Here is a 25,500-nt window from a genome sequence, read left to right on the forward strand (position 1 = left end):
GGCTACTCTTGTGCGGCGGGTTCGGCGATCCGGCGCAAAGGAGTCAATTGCGGACGGCGAGTCAACTGCCGCCGCAGGATGGTCATGATGTTGCGCAGCGGCGGTTCCTGCATGCCAAGCTTGCGATAGACCTTGGCATAGGCCAGCGCCATGCGCAGCGCCAGCGCGCCGCGCCCTTCGATGCGGCGGCCGCTGGCGTCGATGGCGGCATAGAACAGCGGGCGATGACGCCCTGTCACCCCGAACCGCGCGCGCAAAACCGCCTCCTCATCCTCGGCGACCACGCCTTGCTTGGCCATATGGCCGCGCAAAACCCGGCCAATCGGGCGGGTGTGGCGGACGGGGATGCTGTCGAGAATGGCGGCGCGGCGGCGCGGGTCTTCCGACAGCCGGCACCAGACGTAATCGAGGCCGAACCCGCTCATCGTATGAGCGAATTCCGGAAGGATTTTCTCGAGCACGTCGCGGCGCAGGCAGGGCGCCATGATCTCGACGAAATTGACGTAGCGCAGCCCGAAGCCCGGGCAAGCCAGCACGGAAAAATGCGAGAAATAGCTGTCCCAGCTCAACGCGGGCTGCGCCACGTCGAGGTCATGGCGGCGCATGGCCGCGAAGATCGCCTCGATGTCGGCGGCGGTCATGTCGAGGTCGTCGTCGGGCAGCAGGATGTAATCGTAGCCGTCGAGCAGGCCGGGTTCGCTCAGGATGGCGTGAAGTCCGTCCCACTTGCCGCCCGGGCGCAGGACCACGCGCACGTCGGGACCATGGTCGAACGCGGCGGCCGCGTCATAGCGGCTGACGATCAGATCGAAGCTGCGCGGCGTGGCGCCGGCGAGCCAGCGCGGATGCAGGGAGTTCTTCCCCGCGCGCACCACGACGAGGTTCTTGCGGCCTGAAACCACCGACATCAGCCGTGGCCCGTCAATTGCTCGCGAAGCCGGCGGACCGCGCGGCGATTGTCGGCGCGCGCGTGAAACAATTGCAGATTATAGTCGAGCTGGTACCGGAGATTGGCCATGAACCGGCTCATCGCGCCTGCATTCGCCTGGGCCGCCGCCGCAATCCGCGACGGGCCGATGCAGCTGCGCGCGCCGAGCGCGCCGACGCGCAAAGGCGGCGGATCGACCACCAGCACCGGCAGGCCGAACTCCCACCAATGCTTGATGTCCATGTCGAGCGGGCGGCTGAACGGCAGCGCGTTGGCAAGCAGCATTTCCGCCGCGGTGCGGTCGAGCGCGTAGCCGAGGGTCAAACCCGGGACCCGATTCGGGGCCACCAGCCGCCGCTCGTCGCCGAGCGACGCCACCGTGACGCCCATCACCGGCTTGCGGGAGAACAGCTTGATCAACGCGCCCGCCGGGGGCGCAGACTGGATCTGGTCCAGCACCTGCCGGAAGGTCGCGTCCGCCTCGAAATCGTCTTCCAGAATGACCGCGCCCTCGAGATTTTGCTCGACGATGCGCGTCCAAAGCGCATGATGGCTAAGGTAGCAGCCGATTTCTGGAAGCGAAAGCGGACGCTTGTAGTTGCGGGCGTTGCGCTGCGAATCATAGGCGGCGGTCACTGCGGCCTCGCCGAGACAGGTCCCGTCGATCGCGTCGAAAAACGCGAAGGGCATGCCGAGCGAGTAGAGCGCGCGCGAGCATTCCGCGCGGCGTTGCGTCGCACGTTGCAGCGAAATGACGTAAACTGGCCAAGCCAAAACGTTACTCCAAACGCCGTTTGCCGTGAAACCTGGCCCAAGATTTCGTTTTTTTGTGGACAAGCTCAGGCGCGACGCCGTTCATACACCAGAATGGAAACGCGCGCCATCCGAACGAAGGCGAACGTAAACTCCGAGCGCCTCTCGGTTCGACAGGCCCCGTAATCTGGTTTGACTTTACGCCAGCTTTGGTGTCGAAAAGGTTGATTGTCAAGCTTTAGTCGATGCCCGTGACAGAACGGAGCCCCGGGGCTAAAACCATTGGAATTATAGGGGCGTGCTCTTGTCGGACTGCAAGGCGTTCATTCTGCATCTCGAACGGGCGCGCCAGAGGCGGCCGCAGGCGGAGGCGTTATGCGCCGGCCTGCCGATGCCGGCCGAGATCCTGCCGGCGGTGGACGGCTCGGCGCTGAACGAGTCCGAGATCGCTAGAGTCTACGCGCGCCAGCTTCATGCGCCGCGCTTTTATTTCGATCTCAACCGCGCCGAGATCGGCGCGTTCCTGTCGCATCGCTCGGCTTGGCGGCGCATTGTCGAAGACGGGCTCGACTATGCCGTCGTGTTCGAGGACGACGCCGGAATCGAGCCGATGCTGTTCGCGCGCACTTGCGCCTTCGCCAAGGCCTCCCGCGCGCAATGGGACTATGTGCTGGCGCCGGCGATGAAGCGGCCCTGGCCCGCGCCGAATCAACGCGTGTCGTTGCATCATCCGAGCGCGCCGCCGCTGCGGGCGCTGGCGCAATTCGTCTCCAACGCCGCCGCGCGCCGCCTGCTCGCCGTCACCGACCGCTTCGACCGGCCGATCGACACGTTTTTGCAGATGAGCTGGGTGACCGGCGTGGAACTGCTCACATTCACGCCGTCCGGCGTTTACGAGAATTCCGGCGCGCTGGGCGGCTCGACGATTCAGCGCCCCAGCAAAACCAAGCAGGAAAAGCTCTGGCGCGAACTGTCGCGTCCGCTCTACCGCGCGCAGGTTCGGCTTTACCACACGTTCGCGTCGCGCCCGCGCCTGTGAGGCGGGCGACTCACTTCCAGCGGTCGTGAGTCCACATCCATTGTTCCGGATGTTGCCGGATCGCGCCCTCCAGCTCCGCCTGCATGGCGGCGGTGGCGGCGAAAATGTCGGCGTTGCGGTCGGCGGTGTGCGGCACCTCGATCGCCTTGGCGCGCACCCGGAACCGCACGCCCGGCAGCCGTTCGCCGGTGATCAGCAGCAGCGGAATGCCGCATTGCCGCGCCACCATGGCGGGAAACGGCGTGGTCTGCGCGGGACGGCCGAAAAACGGCGTCTGCAGGCCCATATGCACCTGCTGATCGACCAGAAAGGCGATGCTGCCGTTCTGGCGAGCGTAGCGGATCATCGCCACCGGCGTTTCCGGGTCGCGCTTCGCCATCAGGCCGCCCGGATAATATTTCATGCGCCGCGCCATCACGTCGGCGTTGACCAGCGGATTGCTCATCGGGTGATAGACGCCGAGCGGCTTGAAGCCGAAAGTGGTGAGCACGGCGCTGCCGCCCTCCCAATTGGCCTGGTGCGCGCCGCACAGCACCGCGCCCTTGCCCGCCGCGACGACCTCGCGCAGCAACTCCGGCGTCTCGACCTCGACCCGATCGCGGGCGATCTCGTCGAGATGGAAGAATTCCCCAAGCACATAGCCGAGATTGCGCCAGACTTCGATGGCGAGCCGCTCGGCCGCGGCGTCGTCCAGCTCCGGCATGGCCGACTTCAGGTTGCGCAACAGCCGGGGATGGCGTTTCTTCGATTTCGGCCCCATCAGCGCCACGATGGCGCCGCCCAGCCGCGAAGCCAGCTCGACCGGCAGCGCCCCGAAGAACAACGCCATCACGCGAAAGCCGGCAAATTCGAAGAAATAGCGAATCTGACGCGCTCTTGTGGCCATGGCGCCAAGCCCTCCTTGTCCGATCGACGGAAACGCCGACAGGAGACGTCCCGGGCGAGTGCGAACCGGCTCTAGTCCATCGGCTCGCCCGACGTCAAGCCGCCGCGCCCACGGGTTGCAAACTGGATTTTTGTTAATTTTCCGTTCATGTGAGACTTAGAATAAGGTGTTATGAATCGCGCCGTGACGAGCGCTTCCGGCGCGGATTCGCTTTTGGGCACGCCTCGGGCTAGGAACATTCATGGTCCGCGCCGACGGACGGAAGGGGAATTCGCATGGCCGCGCGCGCGCCAAACGACGAGACCGGCCGAACCGACCAAATGGCCAAGAGCGCGCGCCGCGCGGCGCGCAGCCTCGCGGCATTGGCGGTTGTGACGGGTCTGTCGGCCTGCACGGTCGGGCCGGACTACCAGCGGCCGGAAGCGCCGATCTCGACGCAGTTCAAGGAACTGAAGGGCTGGAAACAGGCCCAACCGCGCGACGGCATGGAAAAGGGGCGCTGGTGGGCGATTTTCCGCGATTCCCAGCTGGACGCCCTCGCCTCGCAAGTTGAAGTCACCAACCAGAATGTCGCGGCCGAACTCGCCGCCTACGAGCAGACCAAGGCGCTGGTGCGCGAATCGCAGGCGAGCCTGTTTCCCGGCGTGTCCGCGACCTGGAGCGGCCAGCGCAGCGGCGAGGGCAAGGCCCTCACCGGCGTCGGGCGGACCGTGGCCTCCGGCGTGTCCTATCCGCAGGGGACCGTCAGCTGGACGCTCGACGTCTGGGGCAAGGTGCGCCGCCAGATCGAAAGCAACGAGGCCACGGCCCAGGCCGATCTCGCCTTGCTGGAAAACGCCAAGCTCTCGGCCCAGGCGCAGCTCGCCATCGCCTATTTCAACCTGCGCACCCAGGACATGCTGCGCGCGCTGCTGTCGCGCACCATCGCGGCCTATCAGGAAACGCTGCGCATCACCCGCAACCAGTACAACAGCGGGACCGTGTCGCAGGCCGACCTGATCACCGCCGAAACCCAGGTGCTGACCACGCAGGCGCAATTCGAGGCCGCCGCCATCACGCGCGCCCAATATGAGCACGCGATCGCCGCGCTGATCGGCCGCCCGCCCGCCGATCTCACCATCAAGGCCGGCGCGCTGCCGCATACGCCGCCTGCGGCTCCGGCCGCCCTGCCCTCCACCCTGCTCGAACGCCGCCCGGACGTCGCCAGCGCCGAGCGAACCATGCAGGCGCAGAATGCGTTGGTAGGCGTGGCCATCGCAGCTTATTATCCGCAAATCACCTTCAGCGCCTCCGGCGGCTTCCAGGGCGCCAACGTCTTCCCGCTCACCGCCGCCCATCTGATCTGGTCGATCGGCGGCCAAGCGACCGATCCGCTGTTCGACGGCGGGTTGCGCGCGGCCCAGACCGACGCCGCCCAGGCGGCGTACCGGCAGGCGGTGGCCAATTACCGCCAGACCGTGCTGACCGCCTTCCAGGAGGTCGAGGATCAGCTCTCCGCGCTGCGCCTGCTGGCGCGCGAGCTGAAGATTCAGGAACAGGCGCGCGACCGCGCCGCCGAGGCGGTCAAAGTCTATCTGAATCAATACCGCGCCGGCACCGTGGCCTTCACCACGGTGGTGGTGGCGCAGGCGACCCTGCTCGCCGACGAGGAAGCGGTGTTGAGCACGCGGCAAGCTTTGTTCAACGCCACCGTGTATCTCATTCAATATCTCGGCGGCGGGTTCGACGCCTCCGAGCTTCTCGCGGAGCAGCCGCCGCCGCTCACCGAGGCGGTCGCCCGATCGCTTCCGGTTCCGCCGCAATAGCGCGCCCGGCCCGGTGATGCGGCTGGCGAAACGGGATTGACCATATGACGACCGAAGGTTTCGACGAAAAGCTCGCGGCCGAGCGCAAGGCTCAACCGGACGCCCGCGTCGGCGCGCCCGCGAAGGCGCCGCCCGTCGTCCGCAAGGGCGGCCGGCTTCGCGTGATTCTGGTCGGGCTGGCGCTGCTGGCGGCGCTGGTCTTCGGCCTGCGCGCCTGGCTGGGATCCCACGCCAACCCGCCCGCCCCCGCGCCCGGCGCGACCTCGCAGAAAGCCGAGCGCGGCGTCGCGCCGGCCGTCGGCGTCGCGGCGGTCGGCCGGCGCGACGTCCATGTCACGCTCAACGCGCTCGGCACGGCGACGCCGCTCGCCACCGTCACCGTAGTCAGCCAGATTTCCGGCGTGCTGCAGGATGTGGGGTTCGTCGAGGGCCAGAAGGTGAAGAAGGGCGACTTCCTCGCCCAGATCGACGACCGGCCCTATCGCGCGCAAAAAGCGCAATACGAGGGTCAGCTCGCCCATGATCAGGGCCTGCTCGCCCAGGCGCGCAGCGACGAGGAGCGCTATCAACGCTTGCTCAAGCAGAATTCCATCGCCAGCCAGACCGCCGAGAATCAGAAATTCGTCGTGAAGCAATATGAGGGCACGGTGGCGGCCGACCAGGCGCTGATCGACGCCCAGGCGCTGAACATCGCCTATTGCCGCATCGTGTCGCCGGTGGAGGGCCGCGTCGGCCTGCGCCAGATCGACCCCGGCAATTATGTCACGGCGGGCGGCTCGACCTCGTCGAGCACCGGCCTCGTAGTGGTGACGCAGATGCAGCCGATGTCGGTGCTCTATTCGATTCCCGAGGATTCGCTGCGGCGGGTCGCGCCGCAATTGCGGGCGGGACAGGCGCTCTCGACCGAGGTTTACGATCGCTCCAACACCAAACTGCTGGCGAAAGGCGAGACCCGCGCCATCGACAATCAGGTCGACGCCACCACCGGCATGGTCAAGCTGCGCGGCATTTTCGACAATGCCGACGAAGGCCTGTTCGCCAATCAGTTCGTCAACGTCCGGCTGCTCGCCAGCACGATTCCCCAGGCGCTCACGGCGCCGATTTCCGGCATCCAGCACGGCGCTCCCGGCGATTACGCCTGGGTGGTGTCACCGGAGGGGACCGTATCGGTCCACGTCGTCAAGCTGGGGCAGATGGACGGCGACATGGCGCAAATCCTGAGCGGCCTCAACGAGGGCGACCGCATCGTGGTGGACGGCGCCGACCGCCTGCGCGAGGGCGGGCAGGTGCGCGTGGTCTCGGGCGATGGCGCGCCGGCCCCGGATGCGGCGCCAAACGCGGCGCCCGGCGCGCCGACCGGCGCGCCCCATGGCAAACGCGAGCGCAAAGTGCAGGACGGCGCCGCGACGCCGCCCGCCAAAAGCCAGTAAGGGAAGCGGATGAACGTCTCCGAGCCCTTCATCCGGCGGCCGGTGGCGACCACGCTGCTGATGATCGCCATCATTCTGGCGGGCCTCTCGGCCTTTCGCTTCCTGCCGCTGTCCACCCTGCCCGCGGTCGATTATCCGACCATCCAGGTCCAGACCTTTTATCCCGGCGCCAGCCCGGAGGTGATGACCTCGGCGGTGACGGCGCCGCTGGAGCGGCAATTGGGCCAGATGCCCGGCCTCGCCGAAATGACCTCGGCCAGTTCGGCCGGCGCCTCGATCATCACCCTGCAATTCGGGCTTTCCCTTTCGCTGGACGTGGCCGAGCAGGAGGTGCAGGCGGCCATCAACGCGGCCAACAGCCTGCTGCCGTCCGACCTGCCGGCGCCGCCGATCTACGCCAAAGTCAACCCGGCCGACGCGCCGGTGCTGACGCTGGCGGTCACCTCGAAAAACCTGCCGCTGACCCAGTTGCGCGACATCAGCGAGACGCGGCTGGCGCAGAAGATTTCGCAGCAGTCCGGCGTCGGGCTCGTCAGCATCGCCGGGGGACAGCGCCCCGCCGTGCGGGTCAAACTCAATCCGGCGGCGCTGGCGTCCTACGGGATCGCCGTCGACGACATCAGGACCATACTCGCCAACGCCAACGTCAACACGCCCAAGGGCAGTTTCGACGGGCCGACGCAAAGCTCGACGATCATGGCCAACGACCAGATCTCCGACGCCGCGCAATATGCCGAAGTGGTGGTGGCCTATCGCAATGGCGGCCCGGTGCGCGTCAAGGACATCGCCACCGTGGTCAACGCGCCGGAAAACACCCGGCTGGCGGCCTGGGCGGACCGGACGCCGGCCATCCTGCTTAACGTCCAGCGCCAGCCCGGCGCCAATGTCATCGCCACCGTCGATTCGGTGCGGCAATTGCTGCCGAAACTGCTGGCCGACCTGCCGGCGGGCATGGACGTGGCCGTGCTCACCGACCGCACCGCCACCATTCGCGCTTCGGTGACGGATGTGGAGTTCGAACTGGCGCTGTCGGTGGCGCTGGTGGTCGCCGTCATCTTCCTGTTCCTGCGCACGCTGCCGGCGACGCTGATTCCGTCGCTGTCGGTGCCGCTGTCGCTGATCGGCACGTTCGGGATCATGTATCTGCTGGGCTTCAGCCTCGACAATCTGTCGCTGATGGCGCTGACTATCTCGACCGGCTTCGTGGTCGACGACGCCATCGTGATGATCGAGAACATCGCCCGCTACGTGGAAAAAGGCGACAATCCGACCGAAGCGGCGCTGAAGGGGTCGGCGCAGATCGGCTTCACCATCATTTCGCTGACGGTTTCGCTGATCGCCGTGCTGATCCCGCTGCTGTTCATGCAGGAGGTGGTGGGCCGGCTGTTCCACGAATTCGCGCTCACGCTGACGGTCACCATCGTGATCTCCGCCATCGTGTCGCTGACGCTGGTGCCGATGCTGTGCGCCCGGCTGATCCGGCACAAGCCCGACGCCGAGCGCAGCCGCTTCGACCTTGCGGCCGAAAGGGTCATCGACAAGATGATCGCCGGCTACGCGCGGTTGCTGGACGTGGTGCTGCGCCACCAGTTCGTCACGCTGATGGTGGCGATCGCCACGCTGGGCGTCACGGCGATTCTCTATATCGCCATTCCCAAGGGCTTCTTCCCGGCGCAGGACACCGGCGTGATCCAGGCCATGTCGGAGGGGCCGCAGGACGTCTCCTTCCCCGAAATGGTCCGGCTGCAGGGCCAATTGGCCGAGATCGTCCTCAAGGACAAGGACGTCGTGTCGCTGTCCTCGTTCGTGGGCGTCGACAGCGACAATCTCACGCTCAATTCCGGCCGGTTCCTGATCAATCTCAAACCGCAGGCGGAGCGCAGCGATACGATCGCGGAGATCATTCGCCGGCTGACCAAGGCCGTCGCCGACCTGCCGGACGCCCGGCTTTACATGCAGCCGGCGCAGGATTTGACCATCGACGCCAGCGTCACCCGCGCGCAGTACAAATTCGTGCTCGAGAACGCCAATTCCAAGCTGTTCACCGAATGGGCGCCCAAGCTCACCGAGCGGCTGCGGCAGGCGCCAGAACTGGCCGATGTCGCCAACGATCTGCAACAGGGCGGCGCGGCGCTCGATCTGGTGATCGACCGCGACACCGCCGCGCGCTTCGGCGTCACCACAGCCAGCATCGACAATGCGCTTTATGACCTGTTCGGCCAGCGCATCGTTTCGACCGTTTACAGCCAGTCCAACCAATATCGGGTGATTCTCGAAGGCGACGAGTCCGTGCGCGGCTCGCTGCAGGGGCTCGACAAGGTCTATCTGCCGTCCAACGCCTCATCGACCAACCGGCAGACGCCGCTGTCCGCGCTGGTGACGCTGAAAAAGCGCAACGGGCCGCTGGTGGTGACGCATTTGGCGCAGTTCCCCGCCACCACCATCTCCTTCAACCTCGCCAAGGGCGTCTCGCTCGGCGAGGCCGTGGCGGCGGTCGATCGCGCGGCCAAGGAGATCGAACTGCCCGACTCCTTCCTGGTGGCGTGGCAGGGCGCGGCCAGCGCCTTCAAATCGAACCTGACCAACCAGTTGCTGTTGATCGCGGCGGCGATCGCCACCATGTATATCGTTCTTGGCGTGCTCTATGAGAGCTTCGTGCATCCGGTGACGATCCTGTCGACCCTGCCCACGGCGAGCGTCGGCGCGCTTGGGATCCTGCTGCTGTTCGGCTACGATCTCGACATTATCGCGGTGATCGGCATCATCCTGCTGATCGGCATCGTGAAAAAGAACGCGATCATGATGATCGACTTCGCGCTTGAGGCCGAACGCGAGGAAGGCCTGCCGCCGATTCAGGCGATCCGGCAGGCGTGTTTGCTGCGCTTCCGCCCGATCCTGATGACCACGCTGGCCGCGATTCTTGGCGCGCTGCCGCTGATGCTGGGAACCGGCGTCGGCCACGAATTGCGCCAGCCGCTTGGCTACGCCATCGTCGGCGGCCTGGTGGTGAGCCAGGTGCTGACCCTGTTCACCACGCCGGTGATCTACCTTTATTTCGACCGGCTGGCGCGCCGGCTCGGCGGGCCGCGCGATGCGGAAGACGCCGTGCCGGAGCCGACGGCGTGAGGGCCGCGGGTCCATGAACATCTCCGCCCCGTTCATCCGCCGCCCCGTCGCGACCATCCTGCTCACCTTCGGCATTGCGTTGGCGGGGATGATCGCCTTTTACCTGCTGCCGGTGGCGCCGCTGCCGCAGTTCAACATCCCCACCATCACCGTCAACGCGTCCCTGCCCGGCGCCAGCCCGGATACGGTGGCCAACAGCGTGGCCTCGCCGCTGGAGCGCCACCTCGGCCAGATCGCCGACGTCACCGACATCGTCTCGCAGTCAAGCCTGGGGCAGACCCGCGTCACGCTGCAGTTCAAGATCAGCCGCGACCCCGACGGCGCCTCGCGCGACGTGCAGGCCGCCATCAACGCGGCGCGCGCCGACCTGCCGACCAGCCTGCGCTCCAACCCCACCTATCGCAAATTCAATCCCGCCGACGCGCCGATCCTGATTCTCAGCCTCACGTCGAAAACGCTGACGCGCGGCCAGCTCTACGACATGGCCTCGAATGTGCTGCAGCAGCGCATTTCGCAAATTCCGGGCATTGGGCAGGTGCTGATCGGCGGCTCCACCCTGCCCGCCGTGCGCGTCGAGCTGAACCCGCAGGCCCTGTTCAAATATGGCGTCGGGCTGGAGGACGTGCGCGCGGCGCTGGCCTCGGCCAACGCCAACGCGCCCAAGGGGGTGATCGAACAGGGCGAGCGCGCCTATCAGATTTACACCAACGATCAGGCCTCGCACGCCGAGGACTACCGCCCGCTGGTGATCGCCTACCGCAATGGCTCCGCCATCCGGCTGTCCGATGTGGCGACGGTGGAGGATTCGGTCGAGGATCTGCGCAACGCCGGCTTCGCCAATGGCGAGCCGTCAATTCTCGCCATTCTCACGGCAGAGCCGGGCGCCAACATCATTTCCACCGTCGATGCGGTCAAGGCCGAGCTGCCGCGCCTGGAAGCCGCGCTGTCCGGCGACGTGGTGTTCCGCGCGGCGATGGACCGCTCCATCACCATTCGCGCCTCGCTGCGCGACACGGAAATCTCCCTGGTGATTTCCGTGCTGCTGGTGACCTTCGTCGTCTTCCTGTTCCTGCAGAACGGGCGCGCCACGGTGATCCCCAGCATCGCCGTGCCCGTGTCGATCATCGGCACGTTCGGCGTCATGTATCTGCTCGGCTACAGTTTGAACCTGCTGTCGCTGATGGCGCTGACCATCGCCACCGGCTTCGTCGTCGACGACGCCATTGTGGTGCTGGAAAACATCGAGCGCCATCTCGACGAGGGCATGCCGCCGCGCCAGGCGGCGCTGATCGGCGCGCGGGAAGTCGGCTTCACCGTGCTCTCCATCACCGCGTCGCTGATCGCTGTGTTCGCGCCGATTCTGTTCATGCCCGGCATCATCGGCGCGTTCTTCCGCGAATTCTCGGCGACGCTGACCGTGGCCATTTCGATCTCGCTGCTGATTTCGCTGACCACCACGCCGATGCTGTGCGCGCTGCTGCTGCGCCGGCGCGACCGCAGCGGCGAGGGCGCCTTCGCGCGCGCGCTGCAGAGCGCCTTCGACCGCACGCAGGCGGTTTATGGGCGCACGCTGGTGGTGGCCCTGCGCCATCCCGTGCTGATCCTGCTCAGTCTGGCAGCGGTGATCGTCGCCAATTTCCAGCTGTTCGCCCATATCGATAAGGACCTGTTTCCGCAGCAGGACACCGGCCGCCTGATCGGCAAGCTGGAGGCGGACCAGAGCACGTCCTTCGGCGCGATGAGCAAGAAGCTGGAGGAATTGATCCGCGTCGTGAAGGAGGACCCGGATATCGAGACCGTGGTCGGCTTCACCGGCGCCGGCAGCGGCGGCGGTTTCGGCTCGACCAATACGGCGACGGTGTTCGCGGCGCTCAAGCCGCTCGGCGTGCGCCACGCCACCGCCGAACAGGTGATCGCACGTCTGCGGCCCAAGCTCAGCCACGTGCCGGGCGGGCGACTGTTCTTCTTCCCGGCGCAGGATCTTTCGCGCGGTCCGCGCAGCTCCTCCTCGCAATTCCAGTACACGCTCGGCTCCGACGACACCGCCCTGCTGCAGCAATGGTCGCGCAAGCTGATCGACCAATTGCAGAAACGCGGCCGGCTGAAAGACGTCACCTCCGACCAGCAGACCCAGGCGCTGCAAACCGATTTGGTGATCGACCGCGACGCCGCGTCCCGGTTCGGCATCACCCCGGCCATGATCGACAACACGCTTTATGACGCCTTCGGCCAGCGTCAGGTGTCGGTGATCTTCGCCGCCATCAATCAATATCACGTCGTGATGGAGATCGACCCGCGCTATACGCAGCGGCCGTCGATGCTGGACGAAATCTATATTTCGACCTCCGGCGGCGGCGCCAATGGTTCGAAGACCACGAACCTGCCTTCGGGAGCGGTGACCAAATCGGGGAGCGCGACCACGACGGCCGGGTCGGCGAGCCTCGATTCCGCCCGCAACGCGGCCACCAACGCCCTCGCCGCCTCGGGCCGCAGTTCGGCCTCGTCCGGCGCCGCCGTCTCCACCGCCAAGGAGACGATGATCCCGCTCTCGGCCATCGCCCATTACGAGCGCGGCAACACGCCGCTTTCAGTCAACCACCAAGGCGGCTTCGTCACCACGACGATCAGCTACAATCTCGACGTCGGCGACAGCGAATCCGGCGCGTCGGCGGAAATCCGCGCGGCCTCGGCGGAAATCGGCCTGCCCTCGGCGGTGCACGAGGTGACCAACGGCGGCAACGCCATGTTCGCGGAAAGCTTCGCCAACATGCCGCTGCTGCTGCTGATCGCGATCCTGTCGATTTATATCGTGCTCGGCGTGCTCTACGAGAGCGCGATTCACCCGATCACCATTCTCTCGACCCTGCCGTCGGCCGGCCTCGGCGCCCTGCTCGGCCAGATGGCGTTCGGCATCAAGTTCACGGTCATTTCGGCCATCGCGGTCGTGCTGCTGATCGGCATCGTGAAGAAGAACGCGATCATGATGGTGGATTTCGCCATCGAGGCGCGGCGCGAGCGGGGCCTGTCGCCGTTCGAGGCCATCCATCAGGCCTGTCTGATGCGCTTCCGCCCGATCATGATGACCACATTCGCCGCCGTGCTCGGAGCCGTGCCGCTGGCGATCGGCTTTGGCGAGGGCGGCGAGGTGCGCCAGCCGCTCGGCGTGTCGATCGTGGGCGGGCTGCTGGTGTCGCAATTGCTGACGCTTTACACCACGCCGGTGATTTACCTGTATCTCGACCGTTTCGGCCTGTGGGTGGAGCGCAAGCGCGCCAACTGGGGCCGCCGCCGCGTCCCCCGCCCGGAGACCGCGTAATCCCCGGCGGCGACGCCGAAGTTTTCCCATCAAGGCCCTTGCGCGGCGGCGCGTTGGACCTTTATAGGCGAGGGTCCGCAGCGTTTGCGCGCGCGGCATGGAAGGGTGGCCGAGTGGTTTAAGGCAGCGGTCTTGAAAACCGCCGTAGGTGCAAGCCTACCGTGGGTTCGAATCCCACCCCTTCCGCCAAATACTATTTTGTTATCAAATACTTATTTTGTTTTTACCTGTCTCGCCAAAACAAGCCTCCCTGCGTTCGGGCGGATTCGGCTGGGATGCGTGTTCTCTCGCGCAGCCAACGATCGGGCGGAGACAACTCCCCCAAAACACGGCGCTCGCTCGATCGTCAAACTGACGTACGTCACGCAACATCTGATGTGTTTCCGCCACAGCTCAAGCTTATCCGGGTCTTTGCGGATGACGCTGATTGTTTTTCCAAAAAACGTAACTTAATCTTTCTTGGTTCATTTGAATTCGGGAGGGTTGAAATGAACGTATTGAGGAGGATCATCGCCGCTTTTCTTGGCGACGATGGCGCGCCGAGCCTTTATTCCGGCTTGGTGATCGGGGCCGTTTATGGCCGGCGCGATGAAAGAAACGACTGACAAATGGTGAACGGCGCGCGAAACTCGCGCGCCGGCATTGCGCCGACGCTCCGCCTCCGCTAACCATGCGCCATGATCCGCGTCGCCCTCTATACGGGGTCGTTCGACCCCGTCACCAACGGACATATCGACGTCATCCGGGCGGCCATGGGCCTGTGCGACCGGCTCGTCGTGGCCATTGGAATCCATCCCGGAAAAACCCCGCTCTTCACCGCCGACGAACGCGCCCGCCTGTTGCAGGAGGTTTGCGCCGAGGACGCGCGGGCGAAAAACTGCGAGCTCGTGGTCTCGACCTTCGCCGGCCTCGCCGTGGAGGCGGCGCGCGAACACGGCGCCGCCATGTTCATTCGCGGCCTGCGCGACGGGACCGACCTCGACTATGAAATGTCGATGGCCGGCATGAACGGCGTGATGGCGCCCGAGGTCCAGACCGTGTTTCTCCCCGCCGGATTGAACGTGCGTCACATCACCGCCACCCTGGTGCGGCAGGTGGCGCTGATGGGCGGGGATGTTTCCGCCTTCGCGCCGCCGCCCGTGGTGGCTGCCCTGCGCCGCAAGGCCGGCGCATTCGCTCGAAAGGAAGCGCAATGACTCATTTGCCTCTCGACCGCCGCCGCTTTGCGGGCGGGCTCGCGCTGCTGGCCGGCGGCCTCGCCGCCCTCGGCCCGGCCCGCGCGGCGGACGATCCGGAAAACCTGCTCTACCTGCAACTCAAGGATGGCCGCATCGTGATCCGGCTGCGTCCCGATCTCGCGCCCAAGCATGTCGAACAGATCAAGACATTGACCCGGCGCGGTTTTTACGACGGGATCGTGTTCCATCGCGTCATCGAAGGGTTTATGGCGCAAACCGGCGATCCCACCGGAACCGGAACGGGCCATTCCGACTTGCCGAACATTCCCGCCGAATTCTCGCAGGAGCCGTTCAAGCGCGGGACTTTGGGCATGGCCCGGTCGATGTCGCCCAATTCCGCAAATTCGCAATTCTTCATCTGCTTCGCGGCGGCGCCGTTCCTCAACGGGCAATATACCGTGTGGGGCGAGGTGATCTCCGGCATGGAATTCGTGGACAAGATCAAGCGCGGTGAACCGCCGGCCAATCCCGACAAGATCGTCAGCATGAAGGTCGCGGCCGACGTTAAGTGAGGCTCCCCAGGGCAGAAAAGGAAAGCATATGTCCGACGAAGGCAATCTGATGACGCTGGAGACCACGAAGGGCGCGGTGGTGATCCGCATGCGCCCCGATCTGGCGCCCAACCACGTCGCCCATATCAAGAAGCTGGTGAACGAAGGTTTTTATGACGGCATCGTCTTTCACCGCGTGATCGACGGCTTCATGGCCCAGACCGGCTGCCCGCACGGCACGGGAACGGGCGGATCGAAATATCCGAATCTGAAGCAGGAGTTCAACGCGGCGCCGCATGTGCGCGGCACCGCCTCGATGGCGCGGGCGCAGAACCCCGATTCCGCCAATTCGCAGTTCTTCATCTGCTTCGACAAGGCTGGTTTCCTGGACCGTCAGTACACCGTCTGGGGCGAAGTGATCGAGGGCATGGAGAATGTCGACAAGATCAAGCGCGGCGAACCGGTGAAGGATCCCGACAAGATCATTTCCGCCAAGATTTCTTGAGGCGGAACGGCGGGGGATTTTTCCCCCGCCTTTTCTTTATCGTTCGACCGGCGTCAGGCCGCGCTCGAAACCGCGCGCCATGTAGAGCGTGTTGACGGCCGGGCCGTGGAACGGAACGATCCTGTCGTTCTCGGCCTCGACGCGATAGGGAATGTAGCTGTAAACCTTCAGGAATTCGGTGACGCGCACCCAGTCGCTGTTTTCGACCAGGAACACCGGCTTGGTGGCGGCGATCACGCTGGTGATGCCGCGCAGGACGGACATTTCCGCCCCCTCGACGTCGAGCTTGACGATGTCGGCGTGCGGCAGTCCCAGATGATCGGCGCGACGCACTTGGCCGATGTGTTTTTCATAGTGGAACTGCGGGTCGGACTGGCGAAACCGCTCGACCATCCACGGCATGTCCGTCGAAATGGATTCGACCGAGCCGCCCTCGGACAGCAGCTCGCCATTCACCACCGGAATCTTGAACACGACGTCGCCGTCATATTCGGCGAGACCGTATTTGTGGATGGTGGTCGAGGGAAATTGCGACGCGACATAGTCCAGCACCGGATGCAGCGCCGGATTCACCTCGAAGGCGTGGATGATCGGTTGGTCTAGAGTCACGTTGAATGAGACGATCGACTGGCCGCGATTGGCCCCGATATCGAGCACAACCGGCGGCGCCGTGAATTTGGCGTGACGGAAAATGTTGAAATCGGCGTCGTGAACGACGCGCGCGGCGATCAGCTTGCGGATATTGTCAAGTTCGTTAGAGGTTTCGGCCATTGGTCAGTCCCGAACGCGCCGGCGCTCCGCCCCCGTCGGCGGGTTTTGCGAGGGGACGACGCGCCGACCAAGATACGGGTCAATATCGCCCAGCCTTGACGTTAAGGCAATGCTTCGGCGCACGCGGCATTGACGGAGGCCTGGGAATCGCCAAGGTAGGGGCGCCGGCGCCGCGTGGCGCGGGTCCGGTTTTCGGAGACGCTCCCATGTCCATCCGTCTGAAATGTTTTCGCCCGAGCGCCGCTGTTTTCGGCGCTGTCGCCCTCGCCGCGCTCGGCGCGGGTCCGGCGCGCGCCCAAAGCGTGACCAAGGAATGCGCCGCCAAATACCAAGCCGACAAGGCCGCCGACAAACTCAACGGCCGAACCTATCTGCAATATTATTCCGAATGTTCGGCGGAGATCAGAAAGCAGAAGGACGCGACGCCCGGCGCGACAGAGGCGCCGGCCACGCCCGCCGCGACCGCCCCTGAGCCTGCCCCCGCGCCGCCCCCTGCGGCTGCGGCGCCCGCCGCCGAACCGCCCGTGGCTCAGGCGCCCGCCAAACCCGAAGCGCCAGCCAAACCGGCTGAGACGGCCAAGCCCGCCAAACCGGCCAAGCCCGAGGCCGCGCCGCCTGCCGCGATCGGACCTGCGATCTACCCGACCGCCGTCAATCCGGCCTATGCCAAGGAAAAGCCCGGCAAGGCTCGGGAAAAGACCTGCCTCGACCAATACAACGCCAACAAGCCGACCGGCGGCAACGGCGGTTTGAAATGGATTCAGAAGGGCGGCGGCTATTACAGCGAATGCAACAAGAGGCTGAAGAGCTGACGCCGGCCCTCGCGCCCGAAGACGCCGCCGTTCGTTCGCGACGCCTTCGGGCCGATTCGAACGGCGCCGGTTTCGCGCGCGCCGCCGGAGCGGGTTTCAGCCCCAGATCCGCAGGATGGCGAGGGTGATGGGATAGCCGACGCCGGCCCCCAGCGCGGCGCCGGCGAGAACGTCGCTGGGATAGTGATGCGCCGTGGCTACCCGCGACCAGGCCATGCCTCCGGCCGCGACCAGAGCTGAGGCCAGGGCCGCCGGCCACAGCATGACCACCGGCGTCAGCACGCCGACCATGGTCATGGTGTGGCCGCTGGGAAAGGAATGTGGGTCCAGCGTGGCGAGCAGGCTCGGCAGTTCGGGCGCCGCCTGAAACGGACGGCGGCGGCGGAACGCGCGCTTCATCACGGGATAGATCAGATGCAGCGCGGCGGCGCTGAGCCCCGCGCAGACGACGATTTTCAGGCAGGACAGGCCCCAGGCGGCCACCAGCGCGGCCAGCAGCAGCGGATAAAACCAGCCATTGCCCAGCCATGAGATGCCGATCGCCAGCGCCTTGAACAGCGGCGGCCGCGCCGTCCGCGCCACGCGGGCGACGGCGCGAAGATCGGCGGCCTGCAGGACGGCCGCCAGCCGCGCCCACGTTCCGGCGCCGAGCGCCTGAGAGCCGAGGGCGTGGGGAAAGTCCAGGGGCGCCGCCAACTGCGCCCCGTCAAGCGGCCACCGCCGCGAACCCGAAAGAACCTCCATCGCGATCCCCCCGAAAAACCCCGGAGCCGGCGTCTGATCCGTTCTCCATTTAGGAAAATCAGTGTAACCAAGGATTAATGCAGTTTTTTGTCGGAGCCGGGGCGCGGCGCGGCGCTTGACGTCGGGCGGATTTCGGGGATCCTGTCGCGGGCAAAACGTCATAAACATCTGTAAAGCTGGGCTATTTTTTGCTTGAGCTTAAGAAGAACCGCGGGGTCCGTTCCGGGCGCGCGTTGCGGAAAGAGTGGCTGGCGATGGAGAGGGATGATGAATCCACGGCGGACGGTCGATCTCCCGCGCCAGCGAACCGGGCCCCTGAGCGCGCCGGCGCCGAACGTCGCCTGATCGCGCGGGCCAATGGCGCGCTGGCGCTGCTGATCGCCGTCGCCGCGCTGATCGGCTGGTTTTTTGGGGTGGAGCCGCTCAAGACGGTGCTGCCCGGCGGCCTGGCGATGAAGATAGGGACGGCCATAGGCCTGGTGTTCGCGGGGCTGTCTTTGCTGACGGCGACGCTATCGCCCCGGCTGCGGCCGCTCCAGGTCGGATTGGGGCTGGCGGCGGGCGCGGTGGGCGCCGCCTTCATGTTCGAATACGCCACCGGCCGCGACCTCGGCCTCGACGCCCTGCTCTCCCTCGGCCCTTCCGCCGTTTCCCCGAGCCGGCCTTCGCTCTCCACTTGCCTGAGCCTGACGGCCCTTGGCCTGGCTTTGCCTCTGATGGGCGCCGGCGGCAAGATCGCCGCGACGGCGCGCTCGGCTCTGGCCATCGTCGTCATGATCCTGGCCCTGACGGCGGCGCTCGGCTATTTCCTGTATGGACCGGCCGATCTGCTGCTGCGCAAAGCCTTGTTCACGATGGCGATTCATACGGCCGCCGCGCTGTTCCTGCTGGCGCTCGGAATCATGCTGGCGGGCGCGCGGGCGTCGCGAATCAACCGCTTCCTGCCGGTCGGCGGACCAATCCTCAGCCTGATCGCGCTGGCCGGGCTGGTCGCCATGTCGCTGTCGGATGTCGAGGCGCAAAAGCGCAGCCATGCGGAAATTCGGCTGGCGACCAATATGATCGGGGATCTCGCGCGCCTGCTCAGTTCGCTGCAGGATGTCACGGCGCAGTCGCGCCGTTACCTGCTCACCGGCGACGCCGACTATCTCGAACGCTATCGCAAGGCGGCGGACGATCTGCGCGCGGCGGCCCGGCGATTGGACGCCTGGACGGCCGACGATCTGCGCCGGATCGGCGATGTGCGCCGCGTGCAGGATCTGACGGAACGCAAACTCGGCGAATTGAGCGAGGAAATGGCGCTGCAGCAGGGGGGGCTGGGCGCGCGCGCGCAGGAAGTCATCCGCGCCAATGCGGCCAAGGCCACGCTGGAGGCGCTGCGTGGCGCCGTCGCCGCCGTTCAGAACAAGGAGGAAGCCCGGATCGAGGTCAGCCGGATGGCGGCGGACCGGCGCGGCGCGCAATTGCAGTTCACCACCCTGCTCACCTTCGCGGTGGTGGCCGCGCTGGCGATTTTCCTGTTCGTCGACGCCCGGCGCCGCTTTTTCGAATTGCGCCGCGTGCAGGAGCGGCTGGCTTCGACCAACGCCACGCTCGACCGGGAGGTCGCGGCCAAGACGGCGCATCTGTCGGCCGCGCTGGAGGCCGAGCGCGCGGCGCTCAAGGATCTCGGCGATTTCAAGGCCGCGCTCGACCAGCACGCCATCGTCGCCACCACCAATCCGCGCGGCGTCATCACCTATGTCAACGACAGGTTCTGCGCCGTCTCCAAATATGAGCGCCAGGAACTGCTCGGCCGAACCCACGCGATCGTCAACTCGGGGTTCCATCCGCCCGCGTTTTTTCACAACCTGTGGACGACCATCGCCAGCGGCCGGACCTGGCGCGGCGAGATCAAGAACCGGACCAAGGACGGCGATATCTATTGGGTGGACACCACCATCGTTCCCTTTCTCGACGGCTCCGGCAAACCGCGCCAATATATCGCGATCCGCACCGACATCACCGCCTTCAAACTGGCGGAGGAGCACATCCGCTTCCTGATGGGCGAGGTCAACCATCGCTCCAAGAACCTGCTCAGCGTGGTGCAGTCGATCGCCGTGCTGTCGGCGCGCGACGCCGACCCCGCAAAATTCGCCTCCAACCTGTCACACCGCATCTCCGGGTTGGCCGCCAGCCAGAATCTGCTGATCCACAGCGAATGGATGGGCGTCGACGTCGCCGAACTCGTCCGCGCCCAGCTTTCCGCCTTCCGCGACCAGCTCGACGGGCGCATCCGGCTCGAAGGACCGAAGCTGCGGGTTTGCGCCTCCGCCGCCCAGGCCATCGGCATGGCGCTCCACGAACTCGCCACCAACGCCGCCAAATACGGCGCCCTGTCCAATAACGATGGCGTGGTGCGGATCGAATGGGGCGTCGCGGCGGCCGAGACAGCCCCGACCTTCGAGATGCAATGGCGCGAAAGCGGCGGGCCGGAGGTGACGGCGCCGACGCGCCGGGGTTTTGGCCAAAAGGTGATGGTGGAAATGGTCGAGCGCGCCGTGCGCGGCGAGGTCGAGGTCGCCTATCGCGCCGACGGCCTGAACTGGAGGCTGCGCGCGCCGACGGAAACCACGCTCGAACCCGTGTGACCCCCGCTTTTAAGCGGAGGCGGCCTTGCGCGCCCGCTTGGCCTTCTCGCCCGCCGCGCGCGACGATTCATTGTGCTGGAACAGATCGAGTTCGTCGAGATCGCCGTCCGTCGGCGGGGTCAGCGCCCGATCCACATAAGCGGAGGCTTCGGCCTTGTGGCGCTTGAGCCACAGCCGGAACAGCCCGAGCCGCGCCGCCATGACCCCGAGGCGCAGGTGATTGAACGCCAGTTCGGCGCCATGGCGCGCGTAGAAAAGCAGCGGATTCTCCAGCGGCAGGCCCGGCCGGCGGTCGCGGCGATGCTTGCGGCGCAGATAGCCGCCCTGCAACGGATGCAGCTTTTCCAGCCTGACGCAGCCCCAGAACCACAACAGCAGGAACATCGCATGTCCCGCCGACACGCCGGTGGCGGCGGCGCGGCGCATCACCGTCTTCATGTGGGCGAACGAATAATACTGCCGCCACGCCTCCTGATAGATCCCCTCCCATTGCGCCTGGGACATGCGCGGATGCCGCGTCACCACGTGTTCGAGATCGTATTTGTTGAGATCGGGATCCATCCAGACGCCCTGGGCCGCGAGGCGCTGGTGGTCCTCCGAGCCCGGCAACGGCGTGAGACAGAAGAATTCCAGAATGTCCAGCGGCAACTCGCGCTGGATGATGGAGATGTCGCGGCGGATGCTCTCCGGCGTATCGTTGGGAAAGCCCAGGATATAGCCGGCGTAGGTGAAACAGCCCGCCCGCTTCCAGGCGAGCAGCATGTCGCGATATTCGGCGATGCGGTTCTGCTTTTTCTTCACCTCGATGAGATTGTCGGGATTGATGTTTTCAAGGCCAATGAACACGCGCCGCACCCCGGCGCGGCCGGCCTTTTCAATGAAATTCTCGATGCGGTGGGCCAGCGTGTCCACCTGGATGATGAAGGTGAAATGCAGCCCGTCGCGCTCGCGCAGGGCGATCATCCGGTCGAAAATCGCCTCCCAGTTGCGGTTGCGGGCGAAATTGTCGTCGGTGATGAAGAAGGAATCCACGCCCTGCGCGAGATTGGCGCGAATGATCGCCTCGACGTCGTCGGCGCTGCGATGACGCGATTTCCGGCCCTGCACATTGATGATGGTGCAGAACGAGCATTGGAACGGGCAGCCGCGTCCGGCGTCGAACGACGTGACCGCGCCGCTGGTGCCAGCCACCACCGCCGCGGGCAGCAGCGGAAACGGCGCGCCCTCGATTGAGGGCAAATCCTGAAGAAAATTGTATAAGGGCTTGAGCTGCCCCGAAAAAGCGTCCTGGAGCAGCGCGTCGAAACGTCCCTCGATCTCGCCGGCGTAGAGGCTGCAGCCCAGCGCCTGCGCCTCCCGCAGTTCGGCGGGAAGCTCCGGCAGCATGGCGAGGCAGCCCGACACATGGAAACCGCCGATCGCCACCTCGGCGCCGGCGGCGCGGAAGCGGCGGGCGAGGTCGAGCGCGCGGGGAAACTGGTTGGACTGCACCCCCGTCAGGCAGACCAGGCCGCGCCCCGCCGCGGCGATCTGCGCGGCGATGTCCTCTGGAACGATCCGCCGGTTGGTTTCGTCGTAAACGAAAATCTCGATCGCGACGTCCGGGCCGAGCGCCGCGCGCCTAGCGGAGTCCAGGGCGATGGCGTTCAGCGCCGCCAGCGAATTCGACGGGATCGCCGAGCGCAGCCATTGCACCACGTAACCGTCATCGTCGTAATGCGACGGTTTGATCAGATGCAGCTGGAATTCATCCATTACGCTCTCCCGGCAGGCGCGCACGAACGCCCTGCCGGGAGAGACTTAGGGTAAATCGACGCGCCTCGAAACCTTCAATTTACGGCCCCGCTTGCGCTTCGGCATCTAACCCGCTCAAATGTAAGCGAAAATCGCCCCGACAGTTCCGGCCGCGCCGAGCAGGAGCGCGCCATGCCAGGGCCAGCGACGCCCCCGGATGATGATGGAAATGGTGGCGATGGCGATGGCGACATGCAGCAGCGTCACGGCGACCGTGAGGATATGGTGGCGGTGCTCGTGCTTCTCGCTGGCCTCCAGCGCCTCATGCGACTGGCTTTCGTATTCGCGCGCCTGCTTCTCGATTTCCTTCTGCTCGGTGTCGTAGCGGCGCGCCTTGTCGGCGTATTCGGGTTTGCCGCCCTGCTCCGCCGCCAGCGCGTAGAGGTTCTGCTTGACGCTCTTGGCCTGGTAAAAGGCCCAGCCGTCGGACGCCTTGCTCTGCAGCAAGACCGCGGCGTTCTTCTCGCCGAAGGCTTTGGCCGTCTCCAGCGTCTCCAGGCTGCCGACGGTGGCCGCCAGCACCGCCAGAATGGCGATGGAAATGGAGACGATCGAGAGGAAGCTGTCGCCCGAATGGGCCACATGCTGCGCATGTTCGGCGTGTTCGAAGGGTTCTGTCGGAGATTCGTTCATCAGGTCCACTCCCGGCCCGGCGCGCGTGGCCCGCGCGGCGCAGCCCCAGATAGTGCTGTCTTTACGACGTTTTGGTGAAAGCCCGGCCGTGGCCTTTTCGCGCAAGGCCGGCGCGTGGGCGCATGAGCTTAACGGCAGGGCGGCCCGGCCGCAATCGCGCGCGCCGCGCGGGGCGGCGATTCTGGACAGCGGCGCGCAGCCCCCGTATAAGGTACGCGTGTTCAACTCCCTGCGCCGGGTTCCGCCGGCCGCTCCGAGGACCTCCATGTCCGAAACGCTCGCGTTCTCCGCAGATCCTTTCGCCGCCCTGCGCGAAACCATGGTCGAACGGCAGATTCGCACCTTCGACGTCAGCGATCTCGCCGTGCAGGAGCGGATGCGGACGGTGCCGCGCGAGATTTTCGTCGACGACGCCTATGTTTCGCTGGCCTATTCCGACGCCCGTGTGCTGACGACCGGAACGAGCGCGCGTGAACTCACCGCGCCGCTGATTCTCGCCCGCCTGCTGAAGGAAGCCCATGTGCGCGAAACCGATCGCGCGCTGGTCGTCGGCGGCGCCTCCGGCTATGCGGCGGCCCTGCTCGCGGGGCTGGTCGACCGGGTGACGAGCCTCGACGAAGATCCCGCTTTGTCGGCCAAGGCGCACGCCAATTTCGAGCGCCTCGGCCTCGCCAACGCCAAAAGCGTCGCCGGCCCGACGAAACAGGGCGCGCCCGCCGCCGCCCCCTTCGACCTGATCCTGGTCGACGGCGTGGTCTCCGGCGGTCTGGAAACGCTGTGCGGCCAGTTGGCGGAAGGCGGCCGTCTCGTGACCATCCTCGGCGACGCCCCCGGCGCGCGCACCGGCATGGCGACGCTGTTCACCCGCACCGACGGCGCGACCTCGCCGCGCCCTCTGTTTTCGGCTTCGGCCGCGCCGGTGGCGGCGCTGACGCCGCCGCCGGCTTTTGTGTTCTGACGCCTACGCTGTTGTGGCTTTTTTGACGCAGACTGTCGAAATCCGCCGGCCGCGCGCGCGGCCCCTTGCGTCTGTGCGTCATATGGTTGACGATTAATTAGTTGTTCGGCCTCAATTGTGAATCGAAAACAAGTCTGCGACTCCGTTTTGTTCGGGGTTTGCCTGGAATTGGGAGTGGGCTGTTGAACCGTGTTTCTTTCTCGCGCTTGCTGGCGGGCGTCGCCCTCGTGGCGCTGACGCATGTCGGTCCGGCGGCGGCGGAGACCATGTCCAGCGCCTTGGCGCGCGCCTACCGTAACAACCCCGACATCAACCAGCAGCGCGCGGCCTTGCGCGCGCGAGACGAAACCGTGCCCGCCGCCAAGTCGGGCTGGCTGCCCAAGGCGGGCGTCCAGGGCCAGGCCGGCCGCCAGTGGCAGGAAGTGTCCGGCTATCCCGGCTCCAGCGGCAAGTTCAGTCAGGCGTCCTATCCCGCCCAGATCGGCGCCACCGTCACACAGACCCTGTTCGACGGCAATCGGACCGCCAACGGCGTCAGCCAAGCCGAATCGGCCGTGCTGGCCCAGCGCGAGACCCTGCGCCAGCAGGAATTGATCACGCTTCAGGCCGGCTCCACCGCGTATATGGATGTGCTGCGCGACACCGCCGTGCTCGGCCTGCGCCGCAACAACATCAAGGTTCTGCAGGTCCAGTTGCAGCAGACGCAGGACCGCTTCCAGGTCGGCGAAGTGACGCGCACCGACGTGGCGCAGGCGGAATCCGCTCTGGCCGTGGGCCGCGCCGATTTCGCCGCCGCGCAATCAAGTCTCGAAAGCAGCATCGCTTCGTTCCGCCGGCAGATCGGCGTCGACCCGAAGAACCTCGCCCCGGCCCAGCCGGTCGAGCGCCTGCTGCCGAAAACGGTCCAGGCGGCGATCGCGGTCGGACTGGAAGAGCACCCGGCCATCACCGGCGCGCTGCATCAGGTCGACGCCGCTGAATCGTCGGTGAAGGTGGCCGAGGGCGCCTTGCTGCCGACCGTCGGCGTGCAAGGCGCCGTGAGCCGTTCCGTCGACAGCAGCGGGCAGCCCGGCTACAATGTCAATTCGGCCTCGGTGGTCGGCACGCTCAACGTGCCGCTTTACCAGGGCGGCCAGGAATACGCCGCCGTGCGGCAGGCCAAGGAGCAACTCGGTCAGGCGCGGCTGGCGGTCGATTCGCAGCGGGTCGCGGTGCGCGGCGGCATTTCCACCAGTTGGGGCCAGCTGCAAGCGGCCAAGGCGGCGATCGTCGCCTATGAAGCCGCGGTCAAGGCGGCCGAGGTCGCGCTGAACGGCGTGCGCGAGGAAGCCAAGGTCGGCCAGCGCACCACGCTCGACGTGTTGAACGCCCAGCAAGCTCTGCTGAACACGCGCGTTCAGCTGGTCTCGGCGCAGCATGACCGCGTTGTCGCCTCTTATACGGTGCTCGCCCAGATCGGACGTCTGTCGGCCGATACGCTTGGCCTGAACACGCCCGCCTATGACCCCGCCGATCATTACGATCGCACCAAGAACCGCTTCATCGGCCTGACCACGGCCGATGGCGGCTGACGCTTCGGCTCTGCAAATTCTGAGGACTAGCGCGGGTTTCAACTTGCGCCGCGAATAAGCGCGGCGCATT

At 66.0% G+C, this 25,500-nt stretch carries 20 protein-coding genes and 1 tRNA gene; 14 read left to right on the plus strand and 7 right to left on the minus strand.

Translation table 11 applies throughout. The annotated features are described in order from the left end of the window. Nucleotides 1-2: 2 nt before the first annotated feature. Together CFB24_RS02220 and CFB24_RS02225 are read right to left on the minus strand one after the other, a co-directional pair. The gene (locus CFB24_RS02220) at nt 3-908 is read right to left on the minus strand and encodes a DUF707 domain-containing protein (protein ID WP_088518927.1); all 906 of its coding nucleotides are present in this window, start codon (nt 906-908) and stop codon (nt 3-5) included. After that, entirely contained in the window at nt 908-1,702 is a 795-nt protein-coding gene (locus CFB24_RS02225) for a glycosyltransferase family 25 protein (RefSeq protein WP_158255333.1), read from the minus strand. Before CFB24_RS02225 ends, CFB24_RS02220 begins: the two co-directional genes overlap by 1 nt. Before the next feature lie 283 nt (nt 1,703-1,985). Between CFB24_RS02225 and CFB24_RS02230 the strand changes: the two genes are divergently transcribed. Further along, a complete protein-coding gene (locus tag CFB24_RS02230; RefSeq protein ID WP_158255332.1) occupies nt 1,986-2,720 on the plus strand; it encodes a glycosyltransferase family 25 protein in 735 nt (244 codons plus the stop codon). Nucleotides 2,721-2,730: 10 nt separating this feature from the next. On the opposite strand, the gene CFB24_RS02235 is transcribed toward CFB24_RS02230, so the two are convergent. Continuing rightward, complete coding sequence (locus CFB24_RS02235; protein WP_088518930.1) at nt 2,731-3,606, minus strand: lysophospholipid acyltransferase family protein; 876 nt, start codon at nt 3,604-3,606, stop codon at nt 2,731-2,733. A 275-nt stretch (nt 3,607-3,881) separates the two neighbouring features. Here CFB24_RS02235 and CFB24_RS02240 point away from each other — a divergent pair, with 275 nt between their 5' ends. The 9 genes from CFB24_RS02240 to CFB24_RS02275 all read left to right on the plus strand — a co-directional run bounded on the left by CFB24_RS02240 (nt 3,882) and on the right by CFB24_RS02275 (nt 15,517). Then, a complete protein-coding gene (locus tag CFB24_RS02240) occupies nt 3,882-5,411 on the plus strand; it encodes an efflux transporter outer membrane subunit (protein WP_244593325.1) in 1,530 nt (509 codons plus the stop codon). 44 nt (nt 5,412-5,455) lie between these two features. Further along, a complete protein-coding gene (locus CFB24_RS02245; RefSeq protein WP_088518931.1) occupies nt 5,456-6,841 on the plus strand; it encodes an efflux RND transporter periplasmic adaptor subunit in 1,386 nt (461 codons plus the stop codon). Between the two features lie 9 nt (nt 6,842-6,850). Continuing rightward, nucleotides 6,851-9,967 carry a multidrug efflux RND transporter permease subunit gene (locus tag CFB24_RS02250; RefSeq protein WP_088518932.1) on the plus strand — a complete coding sequence of 1,039 codons (3,117 nt, stop codon included), beginning with the start codon at nt 6,851-6,853 and terminating at the stop codon, nt 9,965-9,967. Between the two features lie 13 nt (nt 9,968-9,980). Further along, entirely contained in the window at nt 9,981-13,283 is a 3,303-nt protein-coding gene (locus tag CFB24_RS02255; RefSeq protein WP_088518933.1) for an efflux RND transporter permease subunit, read from the plus strand. Between the two features lie 99 nt (nt 13,284-13,382). Next, a tRNA-Ser gene (locus tag CFB24_RS02260) sits at nt 13,383-13,472 on the plus strand. Further along, nucleotides 13,445-13,888 carry a hypothetical protein gene (locus CFB24_RS22395; protein ID WP_141098318.1) on the plus strand — a complete coding sequence of 148 codons (444 nt, stop codon included), beginning with the start codon at nt 13,445-13,447 and terminating at the stop codon, nt 13,886-13,888. The genes CFB24_RS02260 and CFB24_RS22395 overlap by 28 nt, the downstream gene beginning before the upstream one ends. Nucleotides 13,889-13,960: 72 nt before the next feature. Next, nucleotides 13,961-14,479, plus strand: a complete 519-nt coding sequence (gene coaD / locus CFB24_RS02265; protein ID WP_088518934.1) for a pantetheine-phosphate adenylyltransferase — start codon at nt 13,961-13,963, stop codon at nt 14,477-14,479. Continuing rightward, the gene (locus CFB24_RS02270) at nt 14,476-15,033 is read left to right on the plus strand and encodes a peptidylprolyl isomerase (RefSeq protein WP_088518935.1); all 558 of its coding nucleotides are present in this window, start codon (nt 14,476-14,478) and stop codon (nt 15,031-15,033) included. The genes coaD and CFB24_RS02270 overlap by 4 nt, the downstream gene beginning before the upstream one ends. A 28-nt stretch (nt 15,034-15,061) precedes the next feature. After that, nucleotides 15,062-15,517 carry a peptidylprolyl isomerase gene (locus CFB24_RS02275; protein ID WP_088518936.1) on the plus strand — a complete coding sequence of 152 codons (456 nt, stop codon included), beginning with the start codon at nt 15,062-15,064 and terminating at the stop codon, nt 15,515-15,517. Between the two features lie 36 nt (nt 15,518-15,553). Here CFB24_RS02275 and CFB24_RS02280 read toward each other — a convergent pair whose 3' ends face one another. Continuing rightward, nucleotides 15,554-16,288 carry an FkbM family methyltransferase gene (locus CFB24_RS02280; protein WP_088518937.1) on the minus strand — a complete coding sequence of 245 codons (735 nt, stop codon included), beginning with the start codon at nt 16,286-16,288 and terminating at the stop codon, nt 15,554-15,556. A gap of 206 nt (nt 16,289-16,494) precedes the next feature. Between CFB24_RS02280 and CFB24_RS02285 the strand changes: the two genes are divergently transcribed. After that, the gene (locus CFB24_RS02285; RefSeq protein ID WP_088518938.1) at nt 16,495-17,100 is read left to right on the plus strand and encodes a hypothetical protein; all 606 of its coding nucleotides are present in this window, start codon (nt 16,495-16,497) and stop codon (nt 17,098-17,100) included. A 96-nt stretch (nt 17,101-17,196) separates the two neighbouring features. Here the strand turns inward: CFB24_RS02285 and CFB24_RS02290 are convergent, their stop codons facing one another. Further along, the gene (locus tag CFB24_RS02290) at nt 17,197-17,796 is read right to left on the minus strand and encodes a phosphatase PAP2 family protein (protein ID WP_158255157.1); all 600 of its coding nucleotides are present in this window, start codon (nt 17,794-17,796) and stop codon (nt 17,197-17,199) included. A gap of 302 nt (nt 17,797-18,098) precedes the next feature. Here CFB24_RS02290 and CFB24_RS02295 point away from each other — a divergent pair, with 302 nt between their 5' ends. Next, nucleotides 18,099-20,474 carry an HWE histidine kinase domain-containing protein gene (locus CFB24_RS02295; protein WP_088518940.1) on the plus strand — a complete coding sequence of 792 codons (2,376 nt, stop codon included), beginning with the start codon at nt 18,099-18,101 and terminating at the stop codon, nt 20,472-20,474. A gap of 9 nt (nt 20,475-20,483) precedes the next feature. Here CFB24_RS02295 and CFB24_RS02300 read toward each other — a convergent pair whose 3' ends face one another. Together CFB24_RS02300 and CFB24_RS02305 are read right to left on the minus strand one after the other, a co-directional pair. Continuing rightward, nucleotides 20,484-22,229: a B12-binding domain-containing radical SAM protein gene (locus tag CFB24_RS02300; protein ID WP_088518941.1), complete on the minus strand. Its 1,746-nt coding sequence runs from the start codon at nt 22,227-22,229 to the stop codon at nt 20,484-20,486. 114 nt (nt 22,230-22,343) lie between these two features. Continuing rightward, complete coding sequence (locus tag CFB24_RS02305) at nt 22,344-22,901, minus strand: DUF4337 family protein (protein ID WP_088519489.1); 558 nt, start codon at nt 22,899-22,901, stop codon at nt 22,344-22,346. A 265-nt stretch (nt 22,902-23,166) separates the two neighbouring features. On the opposite strand from CFB24_RS02305, the gene CFB24_RS02310 reads away from it, so the two are divergent. Together CFB24_RS02310 and CFB24_RS02315 are read left to right on the plus strand one after the other, a co-directional pair. Further along, the gene (locus tag CFB24_RS02310; protein ID WP_158255156.1) at nt 23,167-23,859 is read left to right on the plus strand and encodes a protein-L-isoaspartate O-methyltransferase family protein; all 693 of its coding nucleotides are present in this window, start codon (nt 23,167-23,169) and stop codon (nt 23,857-23,859) included. Between the two features lie 182 nt (nt 23,860-24,041). Continuing rightward, complete coding sequence (locus tag CFB24_RS02315; RefSeq protein ID WP_244593127.1) at nt 24,042-25,430, plus strand: TolC family outer membrane protein; 1,389 nt, start codon at nt 24,042-24,044, stop codon at nt 25,428-25,430. Nucleotides 25,431-25,500: the final 70 nt, after the last annotated feature.

Source organism: Rhodoblastus acidophilus (assembly GCF_900187365.1).
In the GTDB taxonomy this organism is placed as follows: Bacteria; Pseudomonadota; Alphaproteobacteria; order Rhizobiales; family Beijerinckiaceae; genus Rhodoblastus; species Rhodoblastus acidophilus.

Bases quoted from the DNA above. Each gene is read 5' to 3' on its own strand.
- CFB24_RS02295 (WP_088518940.1), top strand. From the start codon at position 18,099: ATGGAGAGGGATGATGAATCCACGGCGGACGGTCGATCTCCCGCGCCA.
- CFB24_RS02275 (WP_088518936.1), top strand. From the start codon at position 15,062: ATGTCCGACGAAGGCAATCTGATGACGCTGGAGACCACGAAGGGCGCG.
- coaD (WP_088518934.1), top strand. From the start codon at position 13,961: ATGATCCGCGTCGCCCTCTATACGGGGTCGTTCGACCCCGTCACCAAC.
- CFB24_RS02305 (WP_088519489.1), bottom strand. From the start codon at position 22,901: ATGAACGAATCTCCGACAGAACCCTTCGAACACGCCGAACATGCGCAG.
- CFB24_RS02280 (WP_088518937.1), bottom strand. From the start codon at position 16,288: ATGGCCGAAACCTCTAACGAACTTGACAATATCCGCAAGCTGATCGCC.
- CFB24_RS02285 (WP_088518938.1), top strand. From the start codon at position 16,495: ATGTCCATCCGTCTGAAATGTTTTCGCCCGAGCGCCGCTGTTTTCGGC.
- CFB24_RS02250 (WP_088518932.1), top strand. From the start codon at position 6,851: ATGAACGTCTCCGAGCCCTTCATCCGGCGGCCGGTGGCGACCACGCTG.
- CFB24_RS02300 (WP_088518941.1), bottom strand. From the start codon at position 22,229: ATGGATGAATTCCAGCTGCATCTGATCAAACCGTCGCATTACGACGAT.
- CFB24_RS02235 (WP_088518930.1), bottom strand. From the start codon at position 3,606: ATGGCCACAAGAGCGCGTCAGATTCGCTATTTCTTCGAATTTGCCGGC.
- CFB24_RS02255 (WP_088518933.1), top strand. From the start codon at position 9,981: ATGAACATCTCCGCCCCGTTCATCCGCCGCCCCGTCGCGACCATCCTG.
- CFB24_RS02310 (WP_158255156.1), top strand. From the start codon at position 23,167: ATGTCCGAAACGCTCGCGTTCTCCGCAGATCCTTTCGCCGCCCTGCGC.
- CFB24_RS02240 (WP_244593325.1), top strand. From the start codon at position 3,882: ATGGCCGCGCGCGCGCCAAACGACGAGACCGGCCGAACCGACCAAATG.
- CFB24_RS02220 (WP_088518927.1), bottom strand. From the start codon at position 908: ATGTCGGTGGTTTCAGGCCGCAAGAACCTCGTCGTGGTGCGCGCGGGG.
- CFB24_RS02245 (WP_088518931.1), top strand. From the start codon at position 5,456: ATGACGACCGAAGGTTTCGACGAAAAGCTCGCGGCCGAGCGCAAGGCT.
- CFB24_RS02270 (WP_088518935.1), top strand. From the start codon at position 14,476: ATGACTCATTTGCCTCTCGACCGCCGCCGCTTTGCGGGCGGGCTCGCG.